Origin of the sequence: Rhodobacter sp. Har01 (genome assembly GCF_020564565.1) — a bacterium.
Classification (GTDB): domain Bacteria; phylum Pseudomonadota; class Alphaproteobacteria; order Rhodobacterales; family Rhodobacteraceae; genus Pseudogemmobacter.
This window is the reverse complement of record NZ_JAJCTD010000002.1, coordinates 353265-379200: the sequence shown is the minus strand read 5'-3', so window position 1 is coordinate 379200 and position 25936 is coordinate 353265. Positions and strand designations below refer to the sequence as shown.

Sequence of the window (25936 nt, the reverse complement as noted above, 5' to 3'; positions counted from 1 at the left end):
CTAACGCCGCAGTTTCGCGGCAATTTCCTCGGCCAGCGCCCGATAGGCCTCGGCCCCTTTCGAGGCCGAATCGTATTCGGTGACAGGCATCGCAAAGGACGGCGCCTCGGACAGCCGGACGTTGCGCGGAATGACCGTGCGGAACACCATCTCGCCCAGGTTTTCGCGCGCATCGGTTTCGACCTGCTGGGCCAGGTTGTTGCGGCGGTCATACATGGTCAGCACCACGCCTTCGATTCGCAGCGCCGGATTGGCCGAGCGGCGGACGTCGCGCACCGTCAGCAGCAGCTGCGACAGTCCCTCAAGCGCGAAGAATTCAGCTTGCAGAGGCACCAGCACGGCATGCGCCGCGACCAGCGCGTTCACCGTCAGCAGGCTGAGCGAGGGCGGGCAGTCGATCAAGATGACGTCGAAGCCCATCGCCTCGATCTGCGGGTGGCGCAGCGCATCGTGCAAGAGGAAGCTGCGTTTTTCGTTTGAAACCAGGTCGATATCGGCAGAGGCCAGGTCCGAGTTCGCCGGGCTGAGCCACAGGCCCGCCACCCGCGTCTTGCGGATGATCTCATCCGGCACGCCATCGGCCACCAGCAGATCATAGGTGGTGTGCTTGCGGTCCTTGGGCGTGACGCCCAGGCCGGTTGAGGCGTTGCCCTGCGGATCAAGGTCCACCAGCAGCACGCGAAAGCCCTTTTCCGCCAGCGCCGCGGCCAGGTTGATCGCCGTCGTGGTCTTGCCGACCCCGCCCTTCTGGTTGGCGATGGCGATCACATGCGCAGGCGTCGGATCGGGCATCGGAAGCGGGTCAGTGGAGGGCACGGGTGATGTTCCTCAGGCAAAGGATGGCCCCCTTATGGCGCGGATCGATGACCGTCTCCAGATCGAAGCGCCAGTTTTTCCGGGCCTCGGTGATTTCCTCCGCGTAGGTCTCGCCTTTCGGGAAGATCGCCACGCCCTGCGGCGCCAGATGGCGCTGCGCAAGGCCGCAAAGGCCGTCAAGCGCCGTGAGGGCGCGGGCGGAAACCACATCGGCGGTCAAGGGCGGCAGGGTTTCGGCGCGCTCCGTGTGCACTTCGACCGGCAAATGCAGGGTGCGCGCGGCTTCGCGCAGGAAGGCGGCCTTGCGCTGATCTGATTCGACCAGAATCACCCGCGTTGCGGCCCCCCGCGCCTGCAGCACTGTGGCGACCACGATGCCGGGATAGCCGCCGCCGGCACCGAAATCGGCCCAAACCTTTGGGGATTGCGGGGCGCAAAGGCAAAGGCGCGCCGAATCCTCGATATGCCGCGCCCAGAGGTCCGGCAGGGTGGACCGGGCCACCAGATTGATTCGCACCGTCCACTTCTGCACCAACGCCGCGAAGGCGTGCAGCTTGTCCAGGCCGTCCTGGCCGACGCCCAGGGAGTTCCACAGCGCCTGATCCACCTAGACCGCCCGCTTCGCAGGTTTCTTCAGGCTGGCGATCAGCAAGGTCAGCGCGGCGGGGGTCATCCCCTCGATCTGCCGGGCCTGATGCAGCGTTTCGGGACGCGCGCGGACCAGCTTGCCCTTCAGTTCATGCGACAGACCGGGCAGCGCGGCATAATCGAAGCCAGCCGGAATCGCCGTGCCCTCATGGCGCCGCAACTCCTCGGCGTCCGCGGCCTGACGGTCGGCGTACTGGGCATAAAGCGCCTCGATCCCCGCCTGAACCCGCGCTTCGGGCGGGTGGTCGGCCAGGTCGGGCATCAGCGCATCAAGCTGCGCCGGGTCATAGTCCGGCAGCGCCATCACGTCGAAACCCGAGCGGCGAGCGCCGTCCTGGCTGACCAGAACCCCGGCCCCGGCCAGTTCCTTGGGGGTGAACGCGCGGGACTTCAGGGCGCCGATAACGCGATCGAGCGCTTCGATCTTGTCGCCAAAGGCCCGTGCCCGGCCTTCCCGCACACAGCCCAGCCGCAGGCCAAGCGGCGTCAGGCGCTGGTCGGCGTTGTCGGCGCGCAGGCTTAGGCGGTATTCGGCGCGCGAGGTGAACACGCGGTAGGGTTCGGTCACCCCGCGCGACACAAGGTCGTCGATCATCACGCCGATGTAGCTGTCAGTGCGGGAGAACGTGACCGCGTCCTTTCCGGCCGCAGATTGTGCGGCGTTCAGGCCAGCCACCAGCCCCTGCGCGGCAGCCTCTTCATAGCCGGTGGTGCCGTTGATCTGCCCCGCCAGCCAAAGGCCCGACATCGCCTTGCTTTCCAGCGTCGGCCGCAGACCGCGCGGATCAAGGTAGTCGTATTCGATGGCATAGCCGGCCTGGGTGATCACCGCGCGTTCCAGCCCGGCAATCGTGCGGACATAGGCCTCTTGCACCTGGGCCGGCAGGCTGGAGGAGATGCCGTTCGGATAGACCGTGTCGTCGTCCAGCCCTTCGGGTTCCAGGAACACCTGATGGCTGGTCTTGTCGGCAAAGCGCACGACCTTGTCTTCGATCGACGGGCAGTAACGCGGGCCGACGCCCTCGATATGGCCGCCGTACATGGCGCTGCGGCCCAGGTTGGCGCGGATGATGTCGTGCGTCGCCTCGGAGGTGTGGGTGATGCCGCAAGAGATTTGCCGCACCAGCGGCGCCGTGTTCACGAAGCTGAGCATTACCGGCTGATCGTCGGCCGGCTGCATGTCAAGCCGCGCCCAGTCGATGGTTCGCCCATCCAGCCGGGGCGGCGTGCCGGTTTTCAGCCGGCCGGTCACTAGGCCAAGGCCGCGCAGCTGATCGCCCAGCCGGACTGCGGCCGCATCGCCCACGCGGCCGCCCGAGCGGCTTTGGTCGCCGATATGGATGATACCGTTCAGGAAGGTGCCGGTCGTCAGCACCACCGCCCGCGCCCGCAAGTCGGACCCATCGGCAAGCCGCAGGCCGATGCAGCGCCCGGCCTCGACCAGCAGTTCCGCCGCCTCGCCTTCGATCACGGTCAGCAGCGGTTCTTCGGCCAGCAGCGCCTGAACGGCCTGGCGGTAGAGCTTGCGGTCGGCCTGGGTGCGCGGCCCTTGCACGGCGGGCCCTTTGCGGCGGTTCAGCAAGCGGTACTGGATGCCGGCGCGATCCCCCGCCCGGCCCATGATCCCGTCCAGCGCATCAACCTCGCGCACCAAATGGCCCTTGCCCAACCCACCGATGGCCGGGTTGCAGGACATCACGCCAATGGTCTCGGCCCGCATCGTGACCAGAGCCGTCGTCGCGCCCATCCGGGCGGCCGCGGCCGCCGCGTCTGCCCCGGCATGGCCGCCGCCGACCACCAGCACGTCGAACTGTTTCACGTGAAACATCCCTACTTCCCGATGCAGAAGCTGGCGAAGATTTCGCCCAGCAGGTCTTCCACGTCCACCCGGCCCACCAGCGCATCAAGGGCCCGGATCGCCCGCCGCAAGTCCTCGGCGGCGATCTCGGGCGGCATGTCTGGCCGGTCCAACAGGACCAGCACCGCCCGAATCGCCGCAAGCCCCTGGTCCAGCGCCAGCCGGTGCCGTTCACGCACAAGGATACCAGCCCCGGCCACCTTTTCCGAGAGCCGTCGCGTCACTCCGGCAAGAAGGGCATCGACGCCCGCGCCCGTCTTGCCAGAGACGGCAAGGCCCTGGGTGGCGCACAGGTCGGCCTTGGGCTGCACCACCAGATCGCCGTCGCGCGGGGCCAGCATCTGCGTCGGCCCCAGAAAGATGCGCAGGTCGGCGGCTTCGGCGCGGTCTACCGCGCGGCGGATGCCTTCGCGCTCCAGCGGGTCGGCACTGTCGCGCAGGCCGGCGGTATCCAGCAGGGTGACGGCCTGGCCGTCCAGATCCATCCGCACCTCGATCACATCGCGGGTGGTGCCGGCGATTTCCGAGGTGATGGCAGCGTCACGTCCAGCCAAGCGGTTGAGAAGAGTGGACTTTCCAGCGTTCGGCTCGCCCACGATGGCGACTTCGAAGCCGTCTCGGATGCGTTCGGATTTGGCCGTGGCAAGGGATTCGGCTTCCAACTCGGCGGCAAGGCCCGAGAGAAGCGCGCGCACTTCGGGCGTGACGTCGACGGGAACGTCTTCGTCGGCGAAGTCGATGGTGGCTTCCAGCAAGGCGGCAGCACGGACCAGCCGCGCGCGCCAGCCTTCCACACGCGCACCGATGGCGCCGGTCAGGACGCGGACGGCCTGGCGGCGCTGGGCCTCGGTCTCGGCGTCGATCAGGTCGGCGAGGCCTTCGACCTGGGTCAGGTCAAGAACGCCGTTCTCCAGCGCGCGGCGGGTGAACTCGCCGGGTTCGGCAAGCCTTGCAAGACCGGTTTCCCCGATGGCGCGCAGCACGGCGGCGCTGACGGCCAGCCCGCCGTGGATGTGGAATTCGACCACGGGTTCGCCGGTGAAGCTGGCGTTTTCGGCGAAGGTGACCACAAGGGATTGATCAAGCACCTCACCACCCCACAGGATGTTGCGCAAGGAGGCGCGGCGCAGCGGGGGCACGTTGCCGCAGAGCGCGGCGCAGACGGCATGGGCCTGCGGGCCGGAAACCCGCAGGACCGCAAGGCCGGCCCGGCCCCGCGCGGTGGCGGTGGCGTAGATCGTGTCCATCGGGCCAAGGCTGCCCTAGCTGTTCATCGAATCGAAGAAGTCGCTGTTGGACTTGGTCTGCTTCAGCTTTGCCAACAGGAACTCGATGGCGTCGGTGGTGCCCATCGGGTTCAGGATGCGGCGCAGGACATAGGTCTTTTGCAGATCGCCCTTGTCGACCAGCAGTTCCTCTTTCCGGGTGCCGGACTTGAGGATGTCCATCGCCGGGAAGACGCGCTTGTCGGCGACCTTGCGGTCGAGCACCAACTCGCTGTTCCCGGTGCCCTTGAATTCTTCGAAGATCACCTCGTCCATCCGGCTGCCGGTGTCGATCAGCGCGGTGGCGATGATGGTCAGCGAGCCGCCTTCCTCGATGTTCCTTGCGGCGCCGAAAAAGCGTTTCGGGCGTTGCAGGGCGTTGGCATCGACGCCGCCGGTCAGCACCTTGCCCGAGGACGGCACAACGGTGTTGTAGGCGCGGCCCAGGCGGGTGATGCTGTCGAGCAGGATCACCACGTCGCGCTTGTGTTCCACCAGACGCTTGGCCTTTTCGATCACCATCTCGGCCACGGCGACGTGGCGGGTGGCGGGTTCGTCGAAGGTCGAGGAGATCACCTCGCCCTTCACCGAGCGCTGCATGTCGGTGACTTCCTCGGGGCGTTCGTCGATCAGCAGCACGATCAGGTAGCATTCCGGGTGGTTCGCGGCGACCGAGCGGGCGATGTTCTGCAAGAGAACCGTCTTGCCGGTGCGCGGTGGGGCGACGATCAGGGCGCGCTGGCCTTTGCCGATGGGGGCCACCAGGTCGATGATCCGGGCCGAGCGGTCCTTGATGGTGGGATCTTCGATTTCCATCTTCAGCCGCTCTTCGGGGTAGAGCGGCGTGAGGTTGTCGAACAGCACCTTGTGCTTGGCCTTTTCCGGGTCATCGAAGTTGATCCGGGTGACCTTGGTCAGGCTGAAATAGCGCTCGTTCTCCTGCGGGGCCTTGATGACGCCCTCGATGGTATCCCCCGTCCGCAACGAGAAGACGCGAAGGATCTCGGGGCCGACGTAGATGTCGTCGGGGCCGGGCAGGTAGTTGGCGCCGGGGCTGCGCAGGAAACCGAAGCCGTCCTGCAGCACCTCAAGCACGCCGTCGCCGCCGATCTCGAACCCTTCCTCGGCGTGTTCGCGGAGGATCTGGAACATCATCTCGCCCTTGCGCATGGCAGGGGCGTTCTCGATCTCCCACTCCTCGGCCATAGCCAGAAGGTCGGCCGGGGTCTTGGCCTTGAGGTCGGAGAGGTTCAGGCGGTCGGTCATGGGAATGCTCCACGGGCCCCATCGGACAGGGGCCGCACGTCGGACAGGCAGGGGGGCGCATGGGCCGGACGGCCCTGCAACCGCGGCGATACGCCGGAAGCGGCCGGAAGTCAACAAATCAGAACTTGAGGATCACCGCGAAGACGATGACGAACATCAGCACCGTCGGCAATTCGTTCATCGCCCGGAAGGCGCGGCCGGTCAGGCGGTTGGTGCCGGCGGCAAATTCCTTGCGGCGCCAGTCGCACCAGAAGTGGAACCAGGTCATCACCAGCACGCAGAAGGCCTTGAACCAGGGCCAGTACGACCCCCAGTCGACGATGCCGGGGGTGAACACCAGGCACAGGCCGAACACCCAGGTCGAGATCGCGGCGGGGTTCATGATCGCCTTGATCAACCGCCGCTCCATGGTCTGGAACAGCCGGTCGGTCGGGTTGCCCGAGCCCACCTCTTCGACATGGTAGACAAACAGGCGCGGCAGGTAGAACAGCCCCGCCATCCAGGCCATGACCGAGATGATGTGCATCGACCGGTTCACGAAGTACCAGTCTGTCAGATAGTCGCCCATCCTGCCCGCCCCTTATGTCCGGGCCTTCTTTAACAAGAAGATTTATAGAAAGTGAATGATGATGTTGGGGCTGGGGACAACGGGATACCCGGCCATTCGCCGCATCTTGCCCCAAGGCCCCGCGGCTGTGGACCGTTTCGGGAAAACCTTGCGCCCGGGCGGCAGACTGGAAATTTGTATTTTCGGATCAAGGGGTTGAAAGCGGCGCGGCAGATTCGTTTTCCACAGGATGCGGCTGCGGACGGCCCGTGGCGCCGGCTTTTCCCCAGCCCCGGGATAACCGCATCCCCATCGGGACAAGTTCCCTGGCGCTTGACAGCTGTCCCCAGCCTGCCGATCCTTGCCGCCCGTCTGGCCGCTTGTCCCGCATTGCGGCCTGCGGAACGTAACGAGACTATCCACAGAGACGCGCCCCAGAGTCGCACCCCGGAGTCACCCGCGGAAATACCCCCAGGGAAGCCCATGCTGATCCTCGCCTCGGCGTCCGAAACCCGCGCCGCGCTGTTGCGTGCGGCGGGGCTGGACGTGACCACCCACCCGGCCCGCATCGATGAAGAGCAGGCCCGCCAGGCGCTGCTGGCCGAAGATGCCAGTCCGCGCGACATCGCCGATGCGCTGGCCGAGATGAAGGCGCGCAAGGTGGCCGAGCGGTTTCCCGAAGGTCTGGTGCTGGGCTGCGACCAGATCCTTGAGCAGAAGGGCCGGGTTTATGCCAAGCCCGAAAGCCTCGACGAGGCCCGCGCCCAGCTGACCGCGTTGCGGGGCCGCACCCACAAACTGCTGTCGGCCGCGGTTCTGTATGACCAGGGCCAGCCGGTCTGGCGCACGATCACCGATGCCCACCTGACCATGCGCGCCTTTTCCGACACCTACCTTGACGCCTACCTCGGGCGGAACTGGGAAACCATCCGCCACAGCGTCGGCGGATATCGGCTGGAAGAGGAAGGAGTGCGGCTTTTCTCCCACATTTCCGGGGATCATTTCACCATCCTCGGTCTGCCGTTGATCCCGCTCTTGTCCTATCTTGGGCAGAGGGGAATCATTCCGGCATGACCGAACTTCCGCGCATTCCGCTGGCTGGCGTGCTTGGCCACCCCATTGCCCACAGCCGAAGCCCGGCGCTGCACGGCTACTGGCTGCGGCGCTATGGGCTGAAGGGCTTCTACATCCCGATGGACGTGGCGCCCGGCGATCTCGAGACGGTGCTGCGCGACCTGCCGAAAATGGGGTTCGTCGGCGTCAACGTGACCCTGCCGCACAAAGAGGCGATCCTGCAGATCGCCGACATCATCACCGACCGGGCGGCGCTGATCGGGGCGGCGAATACCATCATCTACCGCAAGGACGGCAAAATTCACGCCGACAACACCGACGGGTCGGGCTTCATCGCCAACCTGCGCCAGAATGCACCGCATTGGGTGGCGAACGCCGGCCCCGCCGCGGTTCTGGGCGCCGGCGGCGCCGCGCGTGCCGTGGTGGCCGCGCTGATCGAGGTGGGCGTGCCCGAAATACGTCTGGCCAACCGCACACGGCCGCGGGCCGAGGCGATGCGCAGCGACTTTGGCGCCAAGATCGTGGTGCATGAATGGGTGCAGGCGGGCGCGATGCTGGAAGACTGCGCCACGGTGATCAACACCACCGCGCTGGGCATGACCGGCAAGCCGGACTTCAGCGTCCGGCTCGACGCCCTGCCGCAACAGGCGCTGGTCACCGACCTGGTCTATACGCCGTTGAAGACGCAACTGCTGATCGAGGCGGAAGAGCGCGGCAATACCGTGGTCGATGGGTTGGGGATGCTGCTGCATCAGGCCGCCCCGGGGTTCGAGCGCTGGTTCGGCCAGCGCCCCGATGTCGATGAGGCCACGCGGCAGGCCGTCCTTTCGGCATGACGCCGTTTCGCCTTGGCCTGACCGGCTCGATCGGGATGGGGAAATCCACCACCGCGGCGATGTTCGCCGCCGAAGGCGTGCCGGTCTGGGATGCCGATGCCACCGTGCACCGGCTGTATGCGGCCGGGGGCGCGGCTGCACAGGCGCTTGGCCGGGCCTTTCCGCAGGCGATGGATGCGACAGGCGCCGTCTCGCGCCCGGCTTTGCGCCGGCTGATCGCGGCCGATCTGGGCGTGCTGGACCGGGTGAATGCCATCGTTCACCCGCTGGTCGCCGCTGACCGGGCCGCGTTCCTGGCCGCGCAGACCGCCGACATCGTGCTGTTGGATCTGCCGCTGCTGTATGAAACCGGCGCCGAAGCCGCGTGCGATGCGGTGGCCGTGGTCTCGGCCCCCGCCGAAGACCAGCGCGCCCGCGTGCTGGCGCGCGGCACCATGTCCGAGGCCGAGTTCGCGGCGATCCTGGCCCGCCAGATGCCAGACGCCGACAAGCGCGCCCGGGCCGATTACGTGATCGACACGCGCACCCTCGACAGCGCCCTCGCGGCGGTCAAGGATGTGCTGCAAGACATCCGCCGCAGGATCGCCGCCGCCCATGCGTGAAATCGTCCTTGATACCGAAACCACGGGGTTCGAACCCGCCGAGGGCCACCGCATCGTGGAAATCGGCGCGGTCGAACTGGTCAACCACCTGCCCACCGGCCGGACCTGGCACCAGTACATCAACCCGCAGCGTGCGATGCCGAAAGAGGCGTTCGAGGTGCACGGGTTGGGCGACGATTTCCTGCGCGACAAGCCGGTGTTTGCGGCCATCGGCGCGGCGTTCCTTGAGTTCATCGGCGCGGCGCGGCTGGTCATCCACAACGCTGCCTTCGACATGAAATTCCTGAACTTCGAACTGCAGCAGATCGGTCTGCCTCCCCTGCCATGGGAACGGGCGGTCGATACCCTGGCCATCGCCCGCCAGCGGTTCCCCGGCTCGCCCGCGTCGCTGGATGCGCTGTGCCGCAGGTTCGGGGTGGACAATTCCGCGCGCGAAAAGCACGGCGCGCTGCTCGACAGTGAAATCCTGGCCGAGGTCTATCTCGAGCTGATCGGCGGCCGCCAGCCCGACCTGGTGCTGGCGCCCGCGGGCGGCCGGGCCGGGTCTGGCGCTGCCGGCACCGAGTCTCCCGATTGGCGCCCCCGCCCGCGGCCCGAACCGCTGCCGCCCCGCCTGACGCCCGAGGAGGTGGCCGCCCACAGCGCCTTTGTGGCCAGTCTGGGTGACGCCGCGATCTGGCTGAAGCGGCCTTGAAATCTTAACAGATCGTGAATTCGCGCCGCCAAGCCCTTGGAATCCCTTGCGGCACACCCCTGTCCCATGATGGGACACCGCCGGCCGGATCAAGGCGCCTTCGCGGCACTCACCTAAAAGGCCGCAGGTTAAGCGGCCATTGACGACGCCCTGTTATACCCGGACTTGGGTGTGAAAAGACTTGGGTGCTGGGAATGACCGGGCTAGGCAACAATGCCGCGCCAGTCATCATCAAGCGAAAGAAGGTCATTAAGGGCGGCGGCCATCACGGCGGCGCCTGGAAGGTGGCATATGCCGACTTCGTGACCGCCATGATGGCGTTCTTTCTCTTGATGTGGCTGCTGAACGCGACGACGGAAAAGCAACGCAAGGGCCTGTCGGACTACTTCAACCCGACAATCCCGATCAACCGCGTCTCTGGCGGCGGCGATGGCGCCCTGGGCGGCGACACCCTGTTCTCCGAAGACACCAAGGTGCGCAACGGATCGGGCGGCACGTCGAACAACAACGGCAGCTCCAGCGGCTCGGCCGAGGATACCTTGTCCGAGGAGCATGAGGCCGAACAGCTGAAGGCCGTGCAGGAGGCGCTGTTCGACCGCGGCGGCGAAAGCCGCACCATGGAGACGCTGCTCAAGCATGTCATCACCCGGGTCACCGACGAGGGCCTGGTGATCGAGATCTTCGACGTCGAAGGCGTGCCTCTTTTCGCCGAGGACAGCGACACGCCCGCAGCCGTCACCGTGGCGCTGGCCGACCTCCTTGTCGAGGTGCTGAACCTGACGGCGAACAAGGTTGCCGTGAACGGCCACGTCCGGACATACCCTGTCACACTGGCCGACAACCCGGCCTGGGATCTTTCGGCAGCGCGCGCCCAGAAGATGCGCGAACTGCTGGAAATGGCCGGTCTCACCGGCGCCCGGCTGAACCGCATCGGCGGCTTTGCCGACCGCAAGCCGGCCGTGGCTGACGCCGCCGCCATCCGCAACAACCGGATCGAGATCATCCTCTTGCGCGCCGACCGCTGACGCCGATCATTCGAATTTGAGACGTTAGCGCTTCGTTAGCTCCCATCCTGCAGTCTGACCAGAACAGGTCAGGCAGCAGAAAGGTGCAACGATGACCATTTCCTCCGCGCTCTCCGCGGGTGTGGCCGGGTTGAACGCGAACGCGACCCGGCTCGCCACCATTTCCGACAACATCGCCAACTCGGGCACCTACGGCTACAAGCGCGCCGCGGCTGAGTTCGACAGCATGGTCATCACCAATGCCCGCGGCGCCGGCGTCTATTCGGCCGGCGGCGTGCGGGCCAGCACCATGCGCCTGATCGAGGAACGCGGCGCCCTGGTCGGCACCGCCAACGCGCTGGACCTGGCTGTTGCCGGGCGCGGCATGCTGCCGGTGGTTCCCGAGGTCAGCCTTGGCACCATGTCCGGCGACACGCCGCTGCTGATGACGACGACCGGCGCCTTCCGCACCGACGCCGACGGCATCCTGAAAACCGATTCCGGCATGGTCTTGCTGGGCTGGCCGGCCGATCCCGACGGCACCATCCCGGTCTTGCCGCGTGACACCATCACCGGCCTGGAACCGGTGGTCATCAACGCCAACCAGACTGCCGGAGACCCGACCGAGAACATGACCCTGGGCGTCAACCTGCCCGCCACCGGCACCGAAGCCGGGGCCGCCGGCACCACCCTGCCGCTTTCGGTGGAATACTTCGGCAACCTCGGCACCTCGGAATCGCTGGACATCGACTTCACGCCGACTGTGCCGGCGACTGGCTCGTCCAACGAATGGACGATGGTGATCCGCGATTCCGCCAGTTCGGGCGCCATCGTCGGCGAATACACCCTGGTCTTCGACGACAGCCGCGCTGCCGGGGGCACGCTGGCCTCGGTCACCGTGGTTTCGGGCGGCGCCTATGACGCGGCCACCGGACGGCTGGACCTGACCGTCGCCGGCGGCCCGATCAGCATGGCCATCGGCCGCCTGGGCGACCCGAACGGCCTGACCCAGCTTTCCGACGAATTCGCCCCGGTGCAGATCAGCAAGGACGGCTCGCCCGTCGGCAACCTGACCACGGTCGAGGTCGACGAAAGCGGCTACATCACCGCCACATACGACACCGGCTTTACCCGCCGCCTGTACCAGATTCCGCTGGTCGACGTGCCCAACCCGAACGGCTTGCTGTCCCTGAACAACCAGACCTACCAGGTCTCGCCCGACAGCGGATCGTTCTTCCTGTGGGATGCCGGCGATGGCCCCACCGGCGCGATCGAAGGTTACGCGCGGGAAGGGTCCACCACCGACGTGGCGGCCGAACTGACCTCGCTGATCCAGACGCAGCGCGCCTATTCGTCAAACGCCAAGGTGATCCAGACGGTGGACGAGATGCTGCAGGAAACCACCAACATCAAGCGCTAGGGGTAACCGGCGATGAGCGTCACCTCGGCCCTGGCCAGCGCCCTGACGGGCATCCATGCCACCTCGCGCCAGGCCGAGGCGATTTCCTCGAACGTCGCCAATGCCACCACGCCGGGCTATGGTCACCGCTCGGTGTCGCTTTCGGCGATGGAGGTGGGCGGCACCGGGCAGGGCGTGCGGGTGCGCGGCATCCAGCGCGACATTGACCAGTTCCTGATCAACGACCGCCGCGTCGCCCAATCCGCCGCCAGCGACCGTGAGACGCGGAGCAGCTTCCTGAAACGGCTGGAAGACATCTTCGGCACCCCGGAAAGCACCGGCTCTCTGGTCGGACGGGTCAACGCCCTGGACGCGACCCTTCTTGAGGCCGCAAGCCGACCGGAATCCGAAGCCCGGCTGGGGGCCGCGGTAAACGCCGCCCGCGACCTTGCCTTGGGCCTGAACCAGGCCAGCGACGCGATCCAGGCCGAACGCGCCAAGGCGGACACACAGATCGCAGCCGCCGTTGATCTGCTGAACGGCTCACTGCGCCAGGTTCGGGAATTGAACACCCAGATCCGTGGATTCTCGGGCGCCGGCCGCGACGTCTCGGCCCTGCTCGATCAGCGCCAGCAGATCATCGACCGGATTTCAGATCTGGTACCCGTCCGCGAAATCGCGCGCGACCACGATCAGGTGGCCTTGATCACCACCGGCGGTGCCGTGCTGCTGGACGGCGTGGAATCGGAGTTCGGCTTCACTGCGGTGCACACCATCGTGCCCGAGATGACAGTGCAATCCGGCGGCCTTTCGGGCCTGACGTTGAATGACAGGCCGATGGCCACCGAAGGCCAGGCCAGCCTGATCCAGGGCGGTGAGCTGGCGGCCCTGTTTGCCGTGCGCGACACGCTGGCCGTGGAAGGGCAGGCGCGGCTGGACGCTCTGGCCCGCGACCTGGCCGAACGTTTCGCGGATCCCGGCATCGACCCGACCCTTTCGCCGGGAAACCCCGGCCTGTTCACCGATGGTGGGGCCGCCTTCCTGCCGGCCGATGAGGTGGGTCTTTCGGCCCGCCTGTCGGTCAATGCCCTGGCCGACCCCGCCCAGGGCGGGCTGGTCTCGCGGCTGCGCGACGGGCTGGAATCGCTCTCCGTCGGGCCGTCGGGCAACGCGGCAGTCTTGGTCTCGCTCACCGAGGCGCTGGGTGCTTCCCGCCCCACCAGCTCGGCAACGCTTCCCGCCGCCAGCCGCGGTCTTCCCGGACTTGCGGCGGAGATTCTCTCGCTCACCTCGACCGCACGGCTGTCGGCCGAAAGCGAGACCGCCTTCACCGCCGCCCGCTACGCCGCGCTGGACGAAATGGAACGCGCCGGCGGCGTGGACACCGACGAAGAGATGCAGGCCCTTCTGGTGGTCGAGAAGAACTATGCCGCCAACGCCAAAGTCCTGCAGACGGTGGACGAAATGATCAACGCGCTGCTGGGGCTGTGAGCATGGACCGGATCGCCGCCAATGCCTTCCTGACCGCCGGCCTGTTCCGCCAGGGCGCGGCGATCAAGGCTGACCTCACCCGCGCCTCGCAGGAGATGACCACCGGCAAGAAGGCCGATACCGGCGCGGCGGTGGGGGGCGACTTCTCTTCGCTCGCGGCCATCGACCATGCGCTGGCGCGGATCAGGGGCTACAGCGCCACAACGGCTGAGACCGGGCTTCTGGCCGAATCGATGCAGACGGCTCTGGGCGTGGTCTCGACCGCGGCCGAAGGCCTTTCTGCCAACCTCTTGCGCAATCTGGGCCTTTCGGTGCCCCAGAACCTGACCGCCGTCACCATCGAGGGCCGCCAGCAGTTCGAGACGGCCATCGCCGCCCTGAACACGCGCTTTGCCGAGCGCAGCGTCTTCGGCGGCGTCGTGACCGAAACTGCCCCCCTGCCCGACGCGAACACGATCCTGGCCAGCCTGGAAGCGGCGCTTGCCGGGGCGGTCACCGTGTCGGATGCCGAAACCGCGATCGCGGATTGGTTCGACGGCGCCACCGGCTACGAGGCGATGTATCAAGGCGGCGCCGCCAGGGCAGCAGTGCCGGTTGCGCCGGGCGAAAGCGTCGATCTGCCGGTCACCGCCCTGGACCCGGCGATCCGCGACACGCTGAAAGGCTTGGCCACCGTAGCCTTGCTGGACCTCGGGCTGTTCACCGGCCAAAACGAGGCAAGGGCGCAACTGGCGCGCAACGCCGGTGTGGCGCTGGTCTCTTCGGGCGAGGCGCGCTCGGTCCTTGCGGCGCGCATCGGCACTGCCGAGGCCGACATCGCCGACACCAAGGCGCGCAACGACGCCGAGGAAACCGCACTCGGCATTGCCCGCGCCGGCCTGCTGGAGGCCGACCCCTATGAAACCGCAACCCGGCTGGAAGACCTGCAGGCGCGACTGGAATCGCTTTACGTGCTGACCGCCCGGCTGTCGAAGCTCACACTCACGGACTATCTGAGATGATCCGCCTGATCCTGTTCCTGCTGTTCCTTGGCCTTCCGGCCTTTGCCGAAGGGGTCCGCATCAAGGACCTGGTCGAGATCGACGGCGTGCGCGGCAACGACCTGGTGGGTTATGGCCTTGTCGTGGGCCTGAACGGCACCGGCGATGGCATCCGCAACGCGCCTTTCACCGAAGAGATCATGGCCAACATGCTGGAACGCCTGGGCGTCAACGTCTCGGGCGAAGAGTATCGGCCCAAGAACGTGGCCGCAGTCTTCGTAACCGCCACCCTGCCACCCTTCGCGCGGGCCGGCGGCCGGATCGACGTGACCGTCTCTGCCATCGGCGACGCAAAAAGCCTGCTGGGCGGCACCCTTGTGATGACGCCGCTGAATGGCGCGGACGGCCAGATCTATGCGGTCGCCCAGGGCACGATCATTGCCGGCGGAGTCTCGGCAGAAGGCGATGCGGCGCGCGTGGTCCAGGGCGTGCCGACGGCCGGCACGATCCCCGCCGGCGCCCGTGTGGAACGCGAGGTTCCGTTCGATTTCACTGCGGTATCATCGGTGCGGCTGGCGTTGAAGGCGGCCGACTTCACCACGGCGGCGCGGATCGAAAAGGTGATCAACGCCAGTTTCGGCAAGCGGGTCGCGGCCATGCTGGATTCCGGCACCGTCTCGCTTGATCTGGACCGCACCGGCCTGGCCCCGGCTCATGCCATCGCAAGTATCGAGGGCCTCTTGGTCGAGCCGGAAACCCGTGCGCGGGTTGTGGTCGACCAGCGCTCGGGCACCATTGTCATGGGTGCGGACGTGCGGATCAGCCGGGTCGCAGTGGCGCAGGGCAACCTGACCCTGAGGGTGGAGGAAAACCCCCTGGTCGTGCAGCCCAACCCCTTTGCCGAGGGCGAATCCGTTGTCGTCCCGCGGACCGCTGCGAATATCTCTAGCAACGGTTCGGGCCTTGCCGAGTTGCCGCCCGGAACCAGCCTTTCCGAAGTCGTGGCCGGCCTGAACGCCCTAGGTGTTGCCCCCTACGACATGATCGACATCCTGAAAAGCATCAATGCCGCAGGCGCCCTGCATGCAGAGTTCATCGTGCAATAGCCCCAGGGCGGTGCGCGCCATCCGGCGGCCGCAGCGACCCTGACCAGGCGGCAGTCAAGCGGCAATGGCCGCCTCGCAGCGCACCTGGCCGAAGCCGGACAGGCTTCGCTCGATCTCCGTCCGCGAACGGGCAAGGCAGGCCGCGGTCGAAAGCGCATCAGCCAGTGCGGCAGATGGAGCCGACAGACTGATCGCGCGCCACATCGGCAACGCCGGTTCGCCGGTTGTGGGGTGCAGGATGTGGCCATGGCGGCCCTCTGCATCGAATAGGGTGCCAACCGGCGATGACGTGGCCAGCGCGCGGGCGCACAGGGCGACCTCGCCACCTTGGGCCAGCCGCACTGGCCAGGCGCCGCCGCCCGGCTGCTCGCCCAAGGCGCGCAACTCTCCGGTGTCGATCAGGATGTCAGTCAGGCCCTCTGCCTGCAACAGCGCCGCGATGCGGTCGGCGATGGTGCCCTGGGCGATGCCGTTCAACGTCAGCGCCATGCCGGGGGCCAGGGTGATTTCGCTTGCGTCCAGCCGCACCTCGCCCCAACCGCCAAGGGCGCGGGCCGACGCAAGCTCGGCCGCCGACGGCCGGGTGCCAGCCGAGGCGCGCTGGGCCCACAGCGCCCAGAGCGGCTGGATCGTGGGGTCGAACAGACCCTCGGTGGCGCCATGCACCGCGCCGGCAAGTGACAGGCATTCCAGAAGCTCGGGCGGCGGGGCGTCCAGGCGGCCCGTCGCGTTCAGTCGCATCACGGCGGAATCGGCTCTGTACAGGCTGAAAATGCCCTCAAGCCGTGAAATCTCGGCCGCGGCGCGGGCGGTGATCGCGGCGGCGTCGGGGTGCGACAGGCGAATGGTTGCCCGGGCGCCCAGGGCGATGCCCTGCCAGACGAAGGGCGGCTCGGCGGCATGGGCCATCGAGGCGCCAAGGGCGGCGGCCGAGACAGTCAGGAAGCGGCGGCGGGTCAGCATCGGGTCATCCTCCGATCTTGTCGGACAGGGATTTGAGGCGCTGGTCATAGTCGGCGTCGTCAACCGGATCGGCCCTTCCATCCAGCGCAACCGGGGCGATCACGGCGGCGTCCGGCACCGCGGCCAGCGCGACCACGCTGCCGCCGTTTGCGGCCGCAAAGGCGGCGGCCTTGTCCAGATCGACAAAGGGCACCAGTTCCGGCGCGCCCATGCCGCCTTCGGCCCGCGACCCCATCACGTAATGCGCCGTCGTCGCCGGAATCCAGTTCGTCGCGCCGGGAATTTCCCAGGTGGCCCCGGGGGCGCCCATGTCGTTGACATAGATCGCCAGGATCACGCCATCCTGTTCGGGCAGGCGGGAATAGGCCACGGCGTCACGGACCTGGCTGAAGAACAGCGGCATGGCGGGCAGGCCTTCAAGATGCACCTGCGCCTTGGGGCCGGGGTGTTCCAGCAGGTCCATCTGGCAATAGTGCCCGACCGCTTGCTCGGTCAGGGCCACGGGCGAGATGTCCTGGGCGTCTTGCTTGCAGGCGGTAAGAAACAGGATCAGCAGCAGCGCGCGTTTCATGGCGTCACCTTTCGGAAGGCGGCGGTGGCCAGTACCAGCGCCAGAAGCGGCCAGAGCAGGACCGAAGCCGCCGATTGCCAGAGCGGAATGGAATTGGCCGCGCCCGCCACGCCGGCCGCGGCGGCGGTGGCCTCGGAGGCGGCGAGGTTGAACAGGCGGAAGGCGTCGGCGGGGTTCGCCAGCAGGGCGAAGGGGAAGAGGTCGGTGGTGAACCAGCCGCCGTTGTCTGCGACCACGGCGGCAAGAAGGCCAAGGTCATACAGCACGACCGCCCCCAGCCAGAGGCCCATCGCCAGCCCGGCCGCGCCGGACGGACGCCGCGCCAGCGAAGACAGCGCATAGCCCGCGCCGAGGAAGGTGGCGCCCAGCAGGATGGACGTCCAGCCCAGCCGCAGCAGCGACGGCAGACCCGAGGCGGAGTCGGGGTCCACCCACAGGGCGGCCGCCGCGGCAAGGCCGTAGCCGACAGCGACTGCGATGGTCAGCACGGCGAGATGGGCCAGAAGCTTGCCCAGCAGGATTTCCACCCGCGCAACCGGATAGGTCAGCAGCAGCGGCAGGGTACCGCGTTCGACCTCGCCTGCGACGGCATCGAAGCTCATCAGCAGGGCGACAAGGGGCACGAGGTAGACCGCCAGCGACGTCAGCGAGGCGACGGTGACCGACAGCCGGTCAACCCCCAGCCCGCCGGTGGGGGCCGAGCCGGCAGCGGAAAGGACCAGCGAGAACAGCGCCATCAGGACAACGGCGATGGCGACCCAGCGGTTGCGCAGGGCGATGCGGAATTCGGTGCCCGCGGTGGCGAGGATGCGGCCGATCATTGCCCGTCCCTTTGGCTGAAGTGGCTGTAGATGTCTTCCAGGCTGGGCGGCGTCACCTCGATGTCGGCGACCTTGGCGCCCAAGCCGGTGATGCGGCCCAGGACGGCCAGCTTTTCATCCTGCCCGCAGGTCAGCCGCAGATCGGCGCCCACCCTGATGGCGCCGGGCAGGGCCCGCTCGATTTCGCTCGCATAGCCGTTGACGGGGGTGACGTGCATCGTCACCGGCAGGTCGGCGGTGCGGCGCAAATCGCCGAGGGTGCCGGTGGCGACCATGCGGCCACGCGACAGGATCAGGATGCGGTCGGTGCGGGCCTCGACCTCGGTCAGGGCGTGCGAGGACAAGAGGATCGCCGCGCCCTCGGCGGCCAGCCCGTCCAGCAGCGCGTAGAAATCGCGGCGCGAGACCGGGTCAAGGCCGCTGGTCGGTTCGTCCAGCACCAGAAGGCGGGGCTTGCCGATCAGCGCCTGCGCAAGGCCCACCCGCTGCCGCATGCCCTTGGAATAGGTGCCGATGCGGCGGCGGGCGGCTTCGTGCAAACCGACCCGTTCCAGCAGGCGTAGAGCCTGTTTCGGGCTTTCCCCGCGGAGCGAAAGGTAGTGCGCGATCTGTTCCTGCCCGGTCAGGGCGGGGTGGAAGGCGGCGTTTTCGGGCAGGTAGGCCACCTGTGCCCGCGCCGCCGCCGACCCCGGCGCCGCGCCGCAGACATCGACGGTGCCGCTATCGAACGGGATCAGCCCCAGCACGATCTTCATCAGCGTCGACTTCCCGGCGCCGTTGTGGCCCAGAAGTGCCGCGCGCTGGCCCGGCTGCACGGTCAGCGAGACCGCGTCCAGCGCCGGGACGCCGGCGAATGTCTTAGTGAGAGACGAGATTTTCAGCGTCGATGTCATCATGGCTACCTTTCGCCCAGCGCCCGGCAACCTCGGCCTCAAGGGCCGCAATCGCGGGCGGGACGTCGATGACGACGGGCGTCATCAGCGGATGGGAATCCAGCACGCCGCCGGGCAGCGTGGCCGGGAAATTCTTCTGGCTCCAGCGCACCAGCTGCACGGCCGGCGATCCGGTCAGCAGGGCGGCGGCGGGTTGCGACCACAGGATGTGGTCCATCAGGTCGTTCGGGCGGAACACGCTGTCGGCCAGACCGTCGCCGTTCAGGTCGAAGGCCGGGTGGTCGGACCAGAAGTTGCCGCGGCCCTCGAAACTCCACTCGACATGCCTTGTGCCGACGTATTTCACCTGCTCGCGGTTGCCGAGGAAGGCGTTCCCGGTCAGCACGTTGCGTTCCGACCCGGCGGTGAAGTGGATGCCGATGTCGCAGCCCTCGAACCGGTTCTCGTAGATCAGGTTCTTGTGGGCATTGTAGATGAAGGTGCACTTCCTGGTGCCGCCGCGGACCAGGTTGCCCGAGATGTCGGCATTGTTGGCGAAGTTCAGCATGACGCCGTGTTCGCGGTCGCCCAAGGAGAGGTTGTCCTTCACCACCACCCGGTCGGAGAACATGATGGCAAAGCCCAGGTGGTTGCCGATGCTGATGTTGCCCGACACCTCGCTGTCGTGGGTGTACATGTAGTGCACGGCGAAGCGCAGGTCGCGGAAGGTGTTGTTGCGGTAGGTGCCCTTTCGCGAGGCGTTGGAGAAGATGCCGTCGCGGCCCCAGCGGATGCTGTTGCCTTCGACCACAGTGCCGGGGCTGTTCCAGACATAGATACCGTTGCCGCGTTCGTTCATGCGGGAGTTCTGGCCGCCGTCGATCACGTTGTTGCGGACCAACGTGTCATGCCCGCCATGCACATCGACGCCGTGCATGTTGCCCCGAAGCGTGACGCCCTCAATCAGCGCCCGGTCGGCGCCCTTGACGATCTTGATGCCGGCGTCGATGTCCTTGTTCTGGCTGCCGGACCCCGTGACGGTGATCCCGCGGACCGCCACGTCGTCGCCGGTGATGGTGATGACGGTGCCCTCGCCACCGCCATCGACCACCGCGCCCTGCGGACCCGTCAGGGTCAGGGTCCGGTCCAGAGTGACGGGGCCCAGATAGGCCCCGTCCGACAGCCGCAACACATCGCCGGGGGTGGCGCCGGCAATGGCTGTGGCCAGGGTGCCCGCCCCCGGCGCAACCGCAATCTCCGCGGCCATCAGCGGCGCGGCGAGCAGGATCAGCACGGCAAGCAGGCGGGTCAGCATGGCCTTACGCCGCCTTCGGCTCGACGAACATCCGGCCGCGCATCTCCATGTGCAGGGCGTGGCAGAACCACTGGCAATAATACCAGTAGACCCCCGGTTGCGCCGCCTTGAAGGTGATCGAACTCGTGGCCTGCGGCCCGATCTCCATGGCTACGCCATGGTTGCCCATGGTGAAGCCGTGGGTCAGGTCGTCGATGTCGTCGAGGTTGGTGATGATCACCGTCACCTCGTCGTCTTGCTTGACGGTAAAACTCTCCAGGCTGAACTGAGGCGCCTGGCTGGCCATGTAGACGCGCACCTTGGTCGGGTCGTCCTTGTCGCGAATGACAGCGTCGTTGTAGGCGTCGAGGTCCACGCCATCGGCCTCGGCCTGGCGGCGGGTCTCGGCCCACATCGTGTCATTGCGGTCCCAGACCGAGCGGATGTTGGTCATCTTCGAGGCGTGGACGGCGATGGCGTCATGCGGTTCGGCGAAGTTCGGGCCGTCATGCACGAGCACCATCTTGTCGCCCGAGATGTCGAACAACTGGTCATTCTCGGGTTTCAGCGGGCCGACGTTCAGGAAGCGGTCCTTGCTGAACTTGCACAGCACGACCATCCATTTGCCGTCCGCCTCAAGCGTTTCGCCGTGCGAGGTCTTGAGGTGGCCGGGCTGGTAATGCACGTCGACCTTTTCAAGGATCGGATCGACGGCCTCGCCGTTGTAGGCGGCGATGGCCTTGTCGATGTTCCACTTCACCACCTGGCTGTCCAGGAACAGGCTGGTGTAGACGTTGCCCTTGCCGTCAAAGGCGTTGTGCAGCGGGCCAAGACCCAGCTCGGGTTCGGCCACCACGGCGCTGCGCGGATCGGCGCCGGCAAAGACCGCGTCCAGCTTGGTGACGTCGATCACCGAGACGGTGGGCGACAGCTTGCCGCCGATGCACAGGTGCTTGCGGTCCGGCGCCATGTTGCAGCCGTGCGGGTTGTTGGCGATGGGGATATAGCGGGTGAAGGCGCTGTTCGCTTCTTTCCGCCCGTCCAGCACGCGGACGCCGTTCAGCTCCTGCCCCTCGCCCGCCGCCACGGCCTTTTCGATCTCGGCAATGTTGAACACCACGACGTGGTCCATGTCGCTGGCCGTCATGTCGGCCAGGGTCATGCCCATTTCCGAGTTGTAGGAGGTGGAAAAGGCCCACTTGCCTTCGTAATCGGCATCGCAGTTGTCGAGGTTGCCCGAGACGATCACCTGCCAGGCCGGGGTCCAGCTTTCCACGTCGACGGCGGTGAAGATGTTCACGTAGGTCGAGTCGTCGGTCATCGTGGTGCCGTCGTTGACCAGCGGCGCCTCGTCCTCGCCGTTGGCGAAGATGTAGGTGGACTTGGGCCATTTCTGCGGCCGCATGCCGTGGATCGCCTTGGCGTTCGGCACCTCGAGGATGGCGTCGCATTTCATCACGTCGCAGCGCACCCGGGCGACGCGGGTGTTGGCCTTGTCGTTCATGAACAGGAACCGGCCGTCATACTTGCCCTCGGTGTAGGACATGTGGACGTGGTGCAGATCGCCGTTGTCGTGGATCTTCTTGCCATTGGCTTCGAGGAATTTCTTTGTCTTGTCGGTCATCGTCCGCTGATGGATGCGGATCGATTCGTTCGTGGCCCCCCAGCCGGTGGCCGAGCAGCGGTTGAACACCGGCACCCGCATCAACTCGCGCATCGAGGGCACGCCCAGGATGCGCAGTTCTCCGGTCTGGCCGCTTGACCAGAAGCCATAGTATTCGTCCAGCTGGCCGGGTGCGACCATGGCACCGTCGCCGGCGGCCTGGGCCGTGCCGGTGGCGGCAACGGTGGCAACGCCGACCGCGCCGCCAGTCAGCGCAAGGCGGCCGCCGATGGCGCCGGCCAGCGCCGCGCCACCTGCCGTGGCGCCCAGAAGCGCGCGCCGGCTGAGACCTGATTTCGGATCCTGTGACATGGGTCTACTCCCTTCAGTTTGAAATTTGGGGTGGTGAGGCATTGGGGTGATGCCCAAGGTCGCGCGCGGGACTGGCGGAAACGCTTTCGCGCCGCTTTTCGCGCTTGATGACCACGGGGCAGATGGACTTGGACTGGTACAGAACCTGGCAATGCAGGCAGTTCAGGCATTCGTTCGGGTTGATCTCGCCGGTCGGGTGAATGGCCTGGACCATGCATTCCTTGGCGCAGGTCTGGCAGGGGTTGCCGCAGTCCTTGTAGCGCTTGAGCCAGTCGAACATGCGGATGCGGGCCGGGATCGCCAGCGCCGCGCCCAGCGGGCAAAGGTAGCGGCAGTAGAAGCGTTCCACGAACAGGCCGGCGACCAGAAGTGCCACGGCATAGGCCACGAAGGGCCAGGCGCGGACGAATTTCAGGATGATGGCCGTCTTGAAGGGTTCAACCTCGGCCAGGTGCTCGGCCTGCTCGATGCTGGTCAGGCTGACGCCGAACAGGGCCAGGAACAGCATGTATTTCAGCGGCCAGAGGCGTTCGTGCAGGCCCCAGGGCAGTGTCCATTGCGGGATGTGCATCGCCTTGGCGATGCGGTTGGTCAGTTCCTGCAAGGCTCCGAACGGGCAGAGCCAGCCACAATAGGCGCCGCGGCCCCAGAACAGCAGCGCGGCGGCGACCGAGAACCACAGGATGAAGGTCAGCGGGTCGAGAAGGAACGCTTGCCAGCTGAACCCGGCCATCAGCGCGCCGAACAGCGCCATCAGGTTGACGACAGACAGTTGCGCATTGGCGTACCAGCCCAGGAAGACCAGCGTGACGGTGAGAAAGCCGATGCGGAACCAGAAGAAGGCCCGCGCATTCCGGGTGGCGAGGCTTTGGAAGAAGAACACCGCCGTCAGCACCACCAGCATCGCGGCCAGCACCGCGATTTCCAGCCGTGAGCCGGCCCAGATCTTTTTCCACAGCGCCTGCTGGGCGGCGCCTTCGTCCTGCGCGGCGGTGGCTTCGGCGGCCCCCGGTTCGGCCGCGGGGGCCACGGCGACGGGGCGCAGATAGGCTTGCGGCAGTTGGTAGGTCAGGTCGAAGGTGGTGAAGACCTTTTCGATCGGCCCCACTTCGCGATGCACCAGGAGCTGCAGGCGGAAGGGTTTGGTCGGGTCGAACCCCGCATCGGGGGGGATCTTGAACAGGTCGGCCTCGGTGAATTCGGGGTGGCCGGGGGCGGCGACCGAGACCAGCCGGCGGTGCATCCGGTCGCGGAAGCGGACCGAGACGTCGTCCTGGATCAGCACGATCCGGTCGAAGATGCCGCCGCGCACGTAGCCCGACCCCTTGAAGCTGTAGAGTCCTCGGCCGACCACGACGATGGCGTGTTCGTTCGGCTCCAGCCAGCCGGCCAAGTTGGCGTATTCGGCCTCGCCCAGCACCGCCTTGCCGATGGCGGGGACAGACACCAGTGCGATCTGCATCTCGATGAAGGTGGTTTCGGGCGCCTCGGTCAGGGCGCGGGCAGCGGCGCGCATGTCCTCCATCGCGGCGAAGGCGGCGTTCACCTGGCCCACGTCCAGCGACAGGCGGCGCAGGGTGCCGTCGCCTTCCATCGCGCGCCAGTCAACGGCGACGGGCGCATCCGGGTTGATCTCGAATGCCGGGCCGGAAGACGGAGTCACCGGCGTAAGGCCGCCCAACCCCAGTGCGCGGGCGACCTTGAGGCCCGAGCGCACGATGGAATCGTCGATCACCATCACCGTGACGGTCGCGCCCGATATGATGTCGACGTCATGGCCGGTGCCGCCCGACTGCGCCTCGGCCACCAGGTCGAGACCGATGTAGGATGCGGCCAGCGTCTTGATCTTGGCCTCGGGGATGCCGATCAGCACGATGGGCTCGGCGTGCTTGACCAGCGCGACGCCGATGACCCGGGCGTTCTTGTCCACGGCCACAAGGGTGTGGATCGGCTTGCCGGAATAGCCGGTGGTGCCGACGAAATCGCTGGTCGCGAAGACCCAGCCAAGGGTTTCGGCCCCCTTCAGCACGGGGGCGACGGGAACATCGTCACGCTCGGGGCCATAGGCATCGGCCCCCTCGACCAACTGGTCGGCGGGCATCTCGGGCAGGTATTTCGAGAGAACGCTTTCGGCCGTGGCGGGCAGCGGGGCCAGCAGCAGGAGCAGGACCGAAATCAGCAGTCGGAGAGGCATCATGAACAGGCGTCCCTGGCGGCCCGCCCGATTCTGAGATCTGTCCCCACGGCAAGCAGATTGATGGAAATCAACGCTTTGTCTGGCTGCGGCACGGCAGGGTGTGCGGGGTCGGCAGTGGGGAAGCCGGACGTCTTTTGGGCGTGCGGGCGGAGGGCCACGAACGTCCGGGCGGAGGTGAAGCCGTCGTGCCGGTGCGCTGCAACGACGAAGGGATGCGCGCCTTTCGCGGCCGAACCTTTGCCCGGCCTGCAGTTCAGGCGCGGACAGGGCGACCAGCAGGTTTCCAAGGCATTCCGGGCACTTGGCACAAGGATTCGGCGCATCTGCCGGTGTCCCGCCGGCATCAAGATAGATCGTCTCGACGCCTTGGTCCGAACAGATCTCCAATTCGGTCAGGGGTCCTGCGTGGCCCGGCCCAATCGGCCGAAGGCCACCGGACAGCCCCAGGGCAAAGGCGGCAGTCAGCGCAAGTGCAAGGTGGACAACCCGACTCATGCCGTTCGTTTTGCAGTCCGGCACACTGTTGTCATTGACAAAGATCAATTCTGGATTTCGCATGTGTCCAGAGGCGCCCGCAAGTCTGCGCCCCGGCGTGGCGCCTTCAGGCCTTGTGCAAACGGCGCCACTTCCCCTGGCTGTGGGTCCTCGGGGCATTTGGCCGCAGGACCCGATCTGTCTTCCTTCGGGGTTTCGATTGACCATGATCAAGTGTCGCGCCTAAAACGATCATGCCCCGACGACACACAGGCCCGCCATGCGCGCGAACGAACTGCCCGAAGTCCGCCACCTGCCGCTGTTCCGCGACATGCTCCAGGCCAACTTCGAGCAGTTGATGCAGGGCGCCTACGCGCAGACCTTTCCGACCGGGGTAGAACTGATCCGCCAGGGCGATCCGGCCGATTTCCTGCACATCGTCATCGCCGGCTCGGTGGAAATGTATGCCGAGTGGGGCGGGCGCACCTGCACCATGGCGGTTGTCCAGCCAGTGGGCAGCTTCATCCTTGCCGCCTGCATCCGGGATGCGCCCTATCTGATGTCGGCCCGCACATTAGAGAAATCGCGCCTGATCCTGGTTCCGTCCTCGGACCTGCGCGCGGTCTTCCGCCGCGACCCCGAATTCGCCGTCTCGACGATCACCGAACTTGCCGGGGCCTTCCGCTCGGTCGCGCGCCACGCCAAGGGCCTGAAGCTGCGAACCTCGCGCGAGCGGGTGGCCGCCTATCTGCTGAAGCAGTCGCGCCAGGCTGGCAACGTGGAGAGCTTCGTGCTGGGAGTCGAGAAGCGGCTGATCGCCTCGTACCTGGGAATGACGCCAGAGAACCTGTCCCGCACCCTGCGCCAGCTGGAGGGCGAGGGAATCCGGGTGAACGGACAACAGGTTACGATCACCGACCGGCACCGCCTGATGGCTGTCGCCCCGCCCGATCCGCTGATCGACGGCCCCGACGGGCCGGGCGCCGGCGTCGGAATGAGCTTGCCGCCACCTTCGACAGCATCGGCAAAGCCAAGGGAGAAAGTGGTGAGCCCGACAGGATTCGAACCTGTGACCCACTGATTAAAAGTCAGTTGCTCTACCAACTGAGCTACGGGCCCACGTCGCGGCTGGCTAAGGCAAGTGCGCGCACAGGTCAACCCCGCCCGGGCCATGAATTTTCGG

At 66.8% G+C, this 25936-nt stretch carries 23 protein-coding genes and 1 tRNA gene; 10 read left to right on the top strand and 14 right to left on the bottom strand.

Going from position 1 to position 25936, the window contains the following annotated elements:
• The 6 genes from LHP98_RS07630 to LHP98_RS07605 form a co-directional block, all read right to left on the bottom strand.
• Positions 1-792, bottom strand: coding sequence for a ParA family protein (locus LHP98_RS07630; protein ID WP_227252084.1), 792 nt, complete (start codon positions 790-792; stop codon positions 1-3).
• A 10-nt stretch (positions 793-802) separates the two neighbouring features.
• Positions 803-1423 carry a 16S rRNA (guanine(527)-N(7))-methyltransferase RsmG gene (rsmG, locus tag LHP98_RS07625; protein WP_227251917.1) on the bottom strand — a complete coding sequence of 207 codons (621 nt, stop codon included), beginning with the start codon at positions 1421-1423 and terminating at the stop codon, positions 803-805.
• Positions 1424-3283 carry a tRNA uridine-5-carboxymethylaminomethyl(34) synthesis enzyme MnmG gene (mnmG, locus tag LHP98_RS07620; protein ID WP_227251916.1) on the bottom strand — a complete coding sequence of 620 codons (1860 nt, stop codon included), beginning with the start codon at positions 3281-3283 and terminating at the stop codon, positions 1424-1426.
• A gap of 11 nt (positions 3284-3294) precedes the next feature.
• Positions 3295-4569 carry a tRNA uridine-5-carboxymethylaminomethyl(34) synthesis GTPase MnmE gene (gene mnmE, locus LHP98_RS07615; RefSeq protein WP_227251915.1) on the bottom strand — a complete coding sequence of 425 codons (1275 nt, stop codon included), beginning with the start codon at positions 4567-4569 and terminating at the stop codon, positions 3295-3297.
• 15 nt (positions 4570-4584) lie between these two features.
• Entirely contained in the window at positions 4585-5853 is a 1269-nt protein-coding gene (rho, locus tag LHP98_RS07610) for a transcription termination factor Rho (RefSeq protein ID WP_227251914.1), read from the bottom strand.
• A gap of 118 nt (positions 5854-5971) precedes the next feature.
• Complete coding sequence (locus tag LHP98_RS07605; RefSeq protein WP_227251913.1) at positions 5972-6421, bottom strand: CopD family protein; 450 nt, start codon at positions 6419-6421, stop codon at positions 5972-5974.
• A 462-nt stretch (positions 6422-6883) separates the two neighbouring features.
• Here LHP98_RS07605 and LHP98_RS07600 point away from each other — a divergent pair, with 462 nt between their 5' ends.
• The 9 genes from LHP98_RS07600 (at position 6884) to LHP98_RS07560 (ending at position 15586) form a co-directional block, all read left to right on the top strand.
• A complete protein-coding gene (locus LHP98_RS07600; protein WP_227251912.1) occupies positions 6884-7474 on the top strand; it encodes a Maf family protein in 591 nt (196 codons plus the stop codon).
• Complete coding sequence (locus LHP98_RS07595) at positions 7471-8310, top strand: shikimate dehydrogenase (protein WP_227251911.1); 840 nt, start codon at positions 7471-7473, stop codon at positions 8308-8310. Before LHP98_RS07600 ends, LHP98_RS07595 begins: the two co-directional genes overlap by 4 nt.
• Positions 8307-8912 carry a dephospho-CoA kinase gene (gene coaE, locus LHP98_RS07590; protein WP_227251910.1) on the top strand — a complete coding sequence of 202 codons (606 nt, stop codon included), beginning with the start codon at positions 8307-8309 and terminating at the stop codon, positions 8910-8912. The genes LHP98_RS07595 and coaE overlap by 4 nt, the downstream gene beginning before the upstream one ends.
• Positions 8905-9606, top strand: coding sequence for a DNA polymerase III subunit epsilon (gene dnaQ / locus LHP98_RS07585; protein WP_227251909.1), 702 nt, complete (start codon positions 8905-8907; stop codon positions 9604-9606). The genes coaE and dnaQ overlap by 8 nt, the downstream gene beginning before the upstream one ends.
• 194 nt (positions 9607-9800) lie before the next feature.
• Positions 9801-10631, top strand: coding sequence for a flagellar motor protein MotB (locus tag LHP98_RS07580; protein WP_227251908.1), 831 nt, complete (start codon positions 9801-9803; stop codon positions 10629-10631).
• 91 nt (positions 10632-10722) lie between these two features.
• Positions 10723-12030: a flagellar hook protein FlgE gene (locus tag LHP98_RS07575; protein ID WP_227251907.1), complete on the top strand. Its 1308-nt coding sequence runs from the start codon at positions 10723-10725 to the stop codon at positions 12028-12030.
• A gap of 12 nt (positions 12031-12042) precedes the next feature.
• Positions 12043-13500 carry a flagellar hook-associated protein FlgK gene (flgK, locus tag LHP98_RS07570; RefSeq protein ID WP_227251906.1) on the top strand — a complete coding sequence of 486 codons (1458 nt, stop codon included), beginning with the start codon at positions 12043-12045 and terminating at the stop codon, positions 13498-13500.
• Positions 13501-13502: 2 nt separating this feature from the next.
• On the top strand, positions 13503-14501 hold the full coding sequence (locus tag LHP98_RS07565; protein WP_227251905.1) for a flagellar biosynthesis protein FlgL: 999 nt from the start codon (positions 13503-13505) through the stop codon (positions 14499-14501).
• Entirely contained in the window at positions 14498-15586 is a 1089-nt protein-coding gene (locus tag LHP98_RS07560) for a flagellar basal body P-ring protein FlgI (protein ID WP_227251904.1), read from the top strand. Before LHP98_RS07565 ends, LHP98_RS07560 begins: the two co-directional genes overlap by 4 nt.
• A gap of 54 nt (positions 15587-15640) precedes the next feature.
• On the opposite strand, the gene LHP98_RS07555 is transcribed toward LHP98_RS07560, so the two are convergent.
• From LHP98_RS07555 to LHP98_RS07525, 7 genes are read right to left on the bottom strand one after another with little or no spacing between them, the layout of a single operon-like run.
• Entirely contained in the window at positions 15641-16549 is a 909-nt protein-coding gene (locus LHP98_RS07555) for an FAD:protein FMN transferase (protein WP_227251903.1), read from the bottom strand.
• Between the two features lie 4 nt (positions 16550-16553).
• Complete coding sequence (locus tag LHP98_RS07550; RefSeq protein ID WP_227251902.1) at positions 16554-17120, bottom strand: nitrous oxide reductase accessory protein NosL; 567 nt, start codon at positions 17118-17120, stop codon at positions 16554-16556.
• Positions 17117-17941, bottom strand: coding sequence for an ABC transporter permease (locus tag LHP98_RS07545; protein ID WP_227251901.1), 825 nt, complete (start codon positions 17939-17941; stop codon positions 17117-17119). Before LHP98_RS07545 ends, LHP98_RS07550 begins: the two co-directional genes overlap by 4 nt.
• Positions 17938-18834 (bottom strand): ABC transporter ATP-binding protein, encoded by an 897-nt coding sequence (locus LHP98_RS07540; RefSeq protein WP_227251900.1) that lies wholly within the window; start codon positions 18832-18834, stop codon positions 17938-17940. The genes LHP98_RS07545 and LHP98_RS07540 overlap by 4 nt, the downstream gene beginning before the upstream one ends.
• Entirely contained in the window at positions 18800-20128 is a 1329-nt protein-coding gene (locus LHP98_RS07535; protein WP_227251899.1) for a nitrous oxide reductase family maturation protein NosD, read from the bottom strand. The genes LHP98_RS07540 and LHP98_RS07535 overlap by 35 nt, the downstream gene beginning before the upstream one ends.
• Positions 20129-20132: 4 nt before the next feature.
• Positions 20133-22082, bottom strand: a complete 1950-nt coding sequence (gene nosZ, locus LHP98_RS07530; RefSeq protein ID WP_227251898.1) for a TAT-dependent nitrous-oxide reductase — start codon at positions 22080-22082, stop codon at positions 20133-20135.
• Positions 22083-22095: 13 nt separating this feature from the next.
• Positions 22096-24279 carry a NosR/NirI family protein gene (locus LHP98_RS07525; RefSeq protein ID WP_227251897.1) on the bottom strand — a complete coding sequence of 728 codons (2184 nt, stop codon included), beginning with the start codon at positions 24277-24279 and terminating at the stop codon, positions 22096-22098.
• A 754-nt stretch (positions 24280-25033) separates the two neighbouring features.
• Between LHP98_RS07525 and LHP98_RS07520 the strand changes: the two genes are divergently transcribed.
• The gene (locus LHP98_RS07520) at positions 25034-25834 is read left to right on the top strand and encodes a helix-turn-helix domain-containing protein (RefSeq protein ID WP_227252083.1); all 801 of its coding nucleotides are present in this window, start codon (positions 25034-25036) and stop codon (positions 25832-25834) included.
• Here LHP98_RS07520 and LHP98_RS07515 read toward each other — a convergent pair.
• Positions 25797-25872: transfer RNA gene (locus LHP98_RS07515), tRNA-Lys, on the bottom strand. The two genes, LHP98_RS07520 and LHP98_RS07515, sit on opposite strands and share 38 nt — an antisense overlap.
• Positions 25873-25936 lie beyond the last annotated feature (64 nt).

What these genes read in the sequence shown, in the direction of transcription:
- LHP98_RS07540 (WP_227251900.1), bottom strand. Translation starts at nt 18,834, where the DNA reads ATGACATCGACGCTGAAAATCTCGTCTCTCACTAAGACATTCGCCGGC.
- LHP98_RS07595 (WP_227251911.1), top strand. Translation starts at nt 7,471, where the DNA reads ATGACCGAACTTCCGCGCATTCCGCTGGCTGGCGTGCTTGGCCACCCC.
- nosZ (WP_227251898.1), bottom strand. Translation starts at nt 22,082, where the DNA reads ATGTCACAGGATCCGAAATCAGGTCTCAGCCGGCGCGCGCTTCTGGGC.
- LHP98_RS07525 (WP_227251897.1), bottom strand. Translation starts at nt 24,279, where the DNA reads ATGATGCCTCTCCGACTGCTGATTTCGGTCCTGCTCCTGCTGCTGGCC.
- LHP98_RS07555 (WP_227251903.1), bottom strand. Translation starts at nt 16,549, where the DNA reads ATGCTGACCCGCCGCCGCTTCCTGACTGTCTCGGCCGCCGCCCTTGGC.
- rho (WP_227251914.1), bottom strand. Translation starts at nt 5,853, where the DNA reads ATGACCGACCGCCTGAACCTCTCCGACCTCAAGGCCAAGACCCCGGCC.
- dnaQ (WP_227251909.1), top strand. Translation starts at nt 8,905, where the DNA reads ATGCGTGAAATCGTCCTTGATACCGAAACCACGGGGTTCGAACCCGCC.
- LHP98_RS07600 (WP_227251912.1), top strand. Translation starts at nt 6,884, where the DNA reads ATGCTGATCCTCGCCTCGGCGTCCGAAACCCGCGCCGCGCTGTTGCGT.
- LHP98_RS07545 (WP_227251901.1), bottom strand. Translation starts at nt 17,941, where the DNA reads ATGATCGGCCGCATCCTCGCCACCGCGGGCACCGAATTCCGCATCGCC.
- coaE (WP_227251910.1), top strand. Translation starts at nt 8,307, where the DNA reads ATGACGCCGTTTCGCCTTGGCCTGACCGGCTCGATCGGGATGGGGAAA.
- LHP98_RS07565 (WP_227251905.1), top strand. Translation starts at nt 13,503, where the DNA reads ATGGACCGGATCGCCGCCAATGCCTTCCTGACCGCCGGCCTGTTCCGC.
- LHP98_RS07520 (WP_227252083.1), top strand. Translation starts at nt 25,034, where the DNA reads ATGCGCGCGAACGAACTGCCCGAAGTCCGCCACCTGCCGCTGTTCCGC.
- flgK (WP_227251906.1), top strand. Translation starts at nt 12,043, where the DNA reads ATGAGCGTCACCTCGGCCCTGGCCAGCGCCCTGACGGGCATCCATGCC.
- LHP98_RS07580 (WP_227251908.1), top strand. Translation starts at nt 9,801, where the DNA reads ATGACCGGGCTAGGCAACAATGCCGCGCCAGTCATCATCAAGCGAAAG.
- LHP98_RS07630 (WP_227252084.1), bottom strand. Translation starts at nt 792, where the DNA reads ATGCCCGATCCGACGCCTGCGCATGTGATCGCCATCGCCAACCAGAAG.
- LHP98_RS07535 (WP_227251899.1), bottom strand. Translation starts at nt 20,128, where the DNA reads ATGCTGACCCGCCTGCTTGCCGTGCTGATCCTGCTCGCCGCGCCGCTG.
- LHP98_RS07575 (WP_227251907.1), top strand. Translation starts at nt 10,723, where the DNA reads ATGACCATTTCCTCCGCGCTCTCCGCGGGTGTGGCCGGGTTGAACGCG.
- LHP98_RS07560 (WP_227251904.1), top strand. Translation starts at nt 14,498, where the DNA reads ATGATCCGCCTGATCCTGTTCCTGCTGTTCCTTGGCCTTCCGGCCTTT.
- LHP98_RS07550 (WP_227251902.1), bottom strand. Translation starts at nt 17,120, where the DNA reads ATGAAACGCGCGCTGCTGCTGATCCTGTTTCTTACCGCCTGCAAGCAA.
- mnmE (WP_227251915.1), bottom strand. Translation starts at nt 4,569, where the DNA reads ATGGACACGATCTACGCCACCGCCACCGCGCGGGGCCGGGCCGGCCTT.
- LHP98_RS07605 (WP_227251913.1), bottom strand. Translation starts at nt 6,421, where the DNA reads ATGGGCGACTATCTGACAGACTGGTACTTCGTGAACCGGTCGATGCAC.